This window comes from Allorhodopirellula heiligendammensis, assembly GCF_007860105.1.
Classification (GTDB): Bacteria; Planctomycetota; Planctomycetia; order Pirellulales; family Pirellulaceae; genus Rhodopirellula; species Rhodopirellula heiligendammensis.
Map to the genome: position 1 here is coordinate 1 of NZ_SJPU01000021.1, position 4169 is coordinate 4169.

5 protein-coding genes are annotated in these 4169 nt (G+C 55.3%); all 5 read right to left on the bottom strand.

The window, feature by feature from the left end; genetic code table 11:
- A partial coding sequence (locus Poly21_RS26615) for a transposase (protein WP_496109478.1) occupies positions 1 to 293 on the bottom strand: 293 nt, incomplete at its 3' end.
- Between the two features lie 202 nt (positions 294 to 495).
- Complete coding sequence (locus Poly21_RS26620) at positions 496 to 933, bottom strand: hypothetical protein (protein WP_146410101.1); 438 nt, start codon at positions 931 to 933, stop codon at positions 496 to 498.
- Between the two features lie 246 nt (positions 934 to 1179).
- A complete protein-coding gene (locus Poly21_RS26625) occupies positions 1180 to 1803 on the bottom strand; it encodes a transposase (protein ID WP_146410102.1) in 624 nt (207 codons plus the stop codon).
- Positions 1804 to 1818: 15 nt separating this feature from the next.
- A complete protein-coding gene (locus Poly21_RS26630; RefSeq protein WP_146410103.1) occupies positions 1819 to 2163 on the bottom strand; it encodes a hypothetical protein in 345 nt (114 codons plus the stop codon).
- A 548-nt stretch (positions 2164 to 2711) separates the two neighbouring features.
- On the bottom strand, positions 2712 to 3788 hold the full coding sequence (locus tag Poly21_RS26635) for a transposase (RefSeq protein ID WP_146410104.1): 1077 nt from the start codon (positions 3786 to 3788) through the stop codon (positions 2712 to 2714).
- Between the last annotated feature and the right edge of the window lie 381 nt (positions 3789 to 4169).

Sequence of the window (4169 nt, forward strand, 5' to 3'; positions counted from 1 at the left end):
CGTAGCCAGCGCTGGGCGACCTCCTCATCGGACCACGCTGCCACCACGTCAGCCCGACTGCGTAGGACAAGGTGAATGTGGTTATGCATCACCGAAAAAGTCAAGCAATCGATGGCGAAGACCGAAGTCAAAAACTCCAGACGATCGCGAATCCAAGCACGACGGTGCTCATACGATTTCCCAGTCAGCGGATCGTCTCCACAGAGAAACGCCCGGCGGACGCATCTCTGGATGCAATGGACCACCTGAACTTGAGAAGGATCAAGAACTTCCCCACGAGCTTGACGAGGCATCACATCAACTCCAATAGCAGGAACATCCGGGCCGCAGCGCCCTTGCGACAACTTCTATCGTATGCATCTGGGCGGAGTAGTCGAGCAAAAATTGCCTGTCCCTTTTTGCTCCTTTCTGCTCCAGACCGGGTGAAACGATACTATTCTGAACCGCATTGCGATGCTCTTTTCGCTAGGGGCCCTAAATCTCGTTATCAAGTCGCTATAAAAGGAATGCGTACAGCAGCACCACGGCACCTACAACGCCTACGGCGATTAAATGATACAAAAGAACGATCAAAGCAGCTTGGCGAATTGTGGCTTTCAAGCAATCTTTGAAGATCGCAACAGTACCAACCAATGTGATCGGCAGATAAATAACCACGGTAAAGATTCGGGCATAACTCGAAGAATTATCTAAACCACTGTAGGCCAAATTCACCATGAACTTCGTCCCGAGTGCGACTGCAACTGAGAGTAAGGCCGAGACCAGCAACGCCCCGAATGCCGCACCGAATGACGGTTCCTGCACTATCTCTGTTTGCCGATTCCATAACTGCAATTTGTTGACTGCAGCTACCGCTGCTCGCAGGAAGAAGGTGCCGACGCCAATGCCGATCAGTGAAGCGATAATCAAACCCAGGATTGGTGCGAAAGACATATCTGCGTCAGATAGGGGGTTTGTGTGCGGAGTCAACCCGATTCCGCAAAGAATCGCAGCGGTGGGTTGTCGCGGTGGGTTTAGAACGGATAATGAATTGCGATCTATCCGCATGTCAGGCGTAGAAAAAGCTCAACTTTGTCGGTTGAGCTGATCGCCTGACGTGCGGATAGATCGTGCGTTGAACTTTGTCGCCACACTGCTGGGCTCGCGTACCGAGTGATGCGGCGGTGGCGACCACGGTCTCTATTCTATCGCGTAGTAGCCACCGGATTCTAGTCCTGGGAGCATTGCCTGGCTGCTTGGGGCACTCTCTGAATCCAGCGTCGCCGCCGCGACTGCGTATGCACCTTCTACCTGGTGTTTCAGATACCAATCGTAAAAACCGTCACCATTGGCACCGTCCCAGAACGCTCGATCTGATCCTTGCAACGAACCGGAGTACCAGGCTGGCATCGTTTTGCTGCCACGTGAAAATATCTCTCGCCAAGATGGACGCGGAGTCGTCGATACCACTCGCAGGGTCGCCTGCTCGCAGCGCGGGCACGTTGGCTGGGTCGATCTTGGTTCGGTGGCCTCAGGTTCCGCGGGTGGGAACTCCATCGCGCCGGCGGCATACGGTAGCTCGGCGGCATTCATGTCATCGATACAACGCTGCTGATAACTCGCTTGTTGACTATTGCTCCAACCACCAAAGTATCGTGTCTTGGTCAGCTGATCAGGCTGGATATGGATGCACCAACTACGTACGAATTCGAGTGTAGTGAGCGTCACCGGAACTTGCCTTGACTCACCGCCCTGCTTGGTTCCCTCGCGAGCCATGAACGTCACTTCATATTCATCCGCCGCGACGACGCGTGAATTGCTGATCGGACCGCCCGTTAATTAGCGAGTCAGGTAACGCACCAAGTCGCTCGGCGCGCTCGATCCCGAGGGCGGCGGTTGGATGTAGCTGACCCACTCCAGCGACGAAAGATGTTCTAGCAGCGAATTCCAGGCAGCGTCTTCCCGCAAGTCGCCAAACTCACTATCCGTGTCGAGTTTAAGCTCGCCACGTTCTCGTAACCGTTCCAAGTGCGCGATCGCAAACTTACGAAACGACGCGCGAAGGTTGATCGCATCGACCAAGTAGTGACTATCACTGTTGTTAGAATCTGGCGGCGCCGTGCTGGTTTGCCAACCGGTGTTGTCAATGCCCGGTCCCGATCCAGTGAGGCTAGAAGGGGCCACCCAATTTCGGGAGGCTAGAAGGGGCCACCCAATTTCGGATAGTTCTGGATTCGAGTTCGTAACACTTAACAACCGAAAACTCGCGCATCCCCGCCGGAGTAAGTCTCCAACCCCATCGGATCGTTCATGAATCTCGATTGGGCTCATCCAGCCGGCGCTGGCGAGCCCGACAGCGACGGGCCAAGTGAATGTGGTTGTGCAACACCGAAAAAGTTAGGCAATCGATGGCGAAAACCGAGGCCAAGAACTCCAGTCGATCGCGAATCCAAACCCGCCGAAGTTCGTATGAGTTCTCCGTCAGCGGATCATCACCACAGGGGAAGGCACCTCGGACACATCTCTATATGCAATGGACCACTGGGGCTTCGGACGAATCCAAGACTTCACCACGAGCTCGACGGGGCATCGCATCAACTCCAGGACGCGGAAGATGGGGCGCGTAAAACCAATCTGCCCGCTTCTATCGTAGGCATTGGGGCGGAACGATCAAAACTTAATGCGTGTCCCTTTGAGCTTCCAATCTCGAAATCGGATGGTTTGCTATGTCGTCAGACCGACGAGAGGCCCAGCGGGTTCTCTCGAGCACAGAGCCAGCCCTGGCCGCGTCGGCACGCTTCACTCGCAAGACTCTCAGGCGTGCCCGCCGCCCGCTTGAAGATGCGTCCAAACTTACGCACCACATCGCACCAACCATGCGTGTCCAAACCTATCCGTTGTAGGATCGGTTGCAGATGCTTTGGAATACTGCCGACTTTATCGCTGCGTAATTGCCGCCCCGTCCAGTCAAGCAGTTCCAGATACCGCGCCATCGACACCGAGAGGAAGCCCTTGCTGCTGGCCCGACGCCCAGACCTATCCACTGCCGGGCCGACTTCATCGCACTGTTCGTCAATCTCGATTGGACTCATCCAGCCGCTACGTCTTCGACGACGACTCCGCTCCCAGTCGTGGGTACTCGGCCGACTGCGATCCTCTCGCTCGCTCAGATCGTCGATCCGATCCTTCGCTCCGGTGTAGTCGCTGGTCTCCGGTGTTTCCGCCAATGCAGCGCGGATTGGATTCAGATCAACGTACGCCGCACACACGAGCAAACTGGATTCATCGAGCAGGATTTGTGCTCGGTATCTTCCTTCCCAAAAGTGGCCGCGAACCTCGTCCTCGGCATTGCTGCGTCGAGCAATATTCTCGGCAGTACACCGCATCCACCAACTGATGTCTGACAACCGGCGGCGTCGTTCGGCGAGTACTTCCGGCTGGTTGAGAATTATATCCAGCTCCGGTTTGCTAGGCACAGCGGGAGAACCGTCTTCATTACGCCGGCGGGGAAACAGCCGTAGCCAGCGCTGGGCGACCTCCTCATCGGACCACGCTGCCACCACGTCAGCCCGACTGCGTAGGACAAGGTGAATGTGGTTATGCATCACCGAAAAAGTCAAGCAATCGATGGCGAAGACCGAAGCCAAGAACTCCAGCCGATCGCGAATCCAAGCACGACGGTGCTCGTACGAGTTCCCCGTCAGCGGATCGTCTCCACAGAGAAACGCCCGACGGACGCATCTCTGGATGCAATGGACCACCTGAACTTGAGAAGGATCAAGAACTTCCCCACGAGCTTGACGAGGCATCACATCAACTCCAATAGCAGGAACATCCGGGCCGCAGTGCCCTTGCGACAACTTCCATCGTATGCATCTGGGCGGAGTAGTCAAGCAAAAATTGCCTGTCCCTTTCTGCTTAACAAAGATCACCCACGCGATCGAATATGTTCGTGTCGGAGCAACAAACGCAACAACAAGTAGTGCGATCAATCCAAGCGTCGGTCTTGCGAATCCTGATGCCATCTTCTGTCGCTGACGTAGAGCACAACGTTGAATCGACGAAAGAATCCATGTAAGTCCAAGGTTTGACGGGTGGGAGCCATTCGTTAAAAAACTGGCGACTCAAACCCGTGATCTGGGCAGCTTGCGGCCGCCCGTCACATTTACTCCACCCACCAAACACATGGA

What these genes read in the sequence shown, in the direction of transcription:
- Poly21_RS26635 (WP_146410104.1), bottom strand. Translation starts at nt 3,788, where the DNA reads ATGCCTCGTCAAGCTCGTGGGGAAGTTCTTGATCCTTCTCAAGTTCAG.
- Poly21_RS26620 (WP_146410101.1), bottom strand. Translation starts at nt 933, where the DNA reads ATGTCTTTCGCACCAATCCTGGGTTTGATTATCGCTTCACTGATCGGC.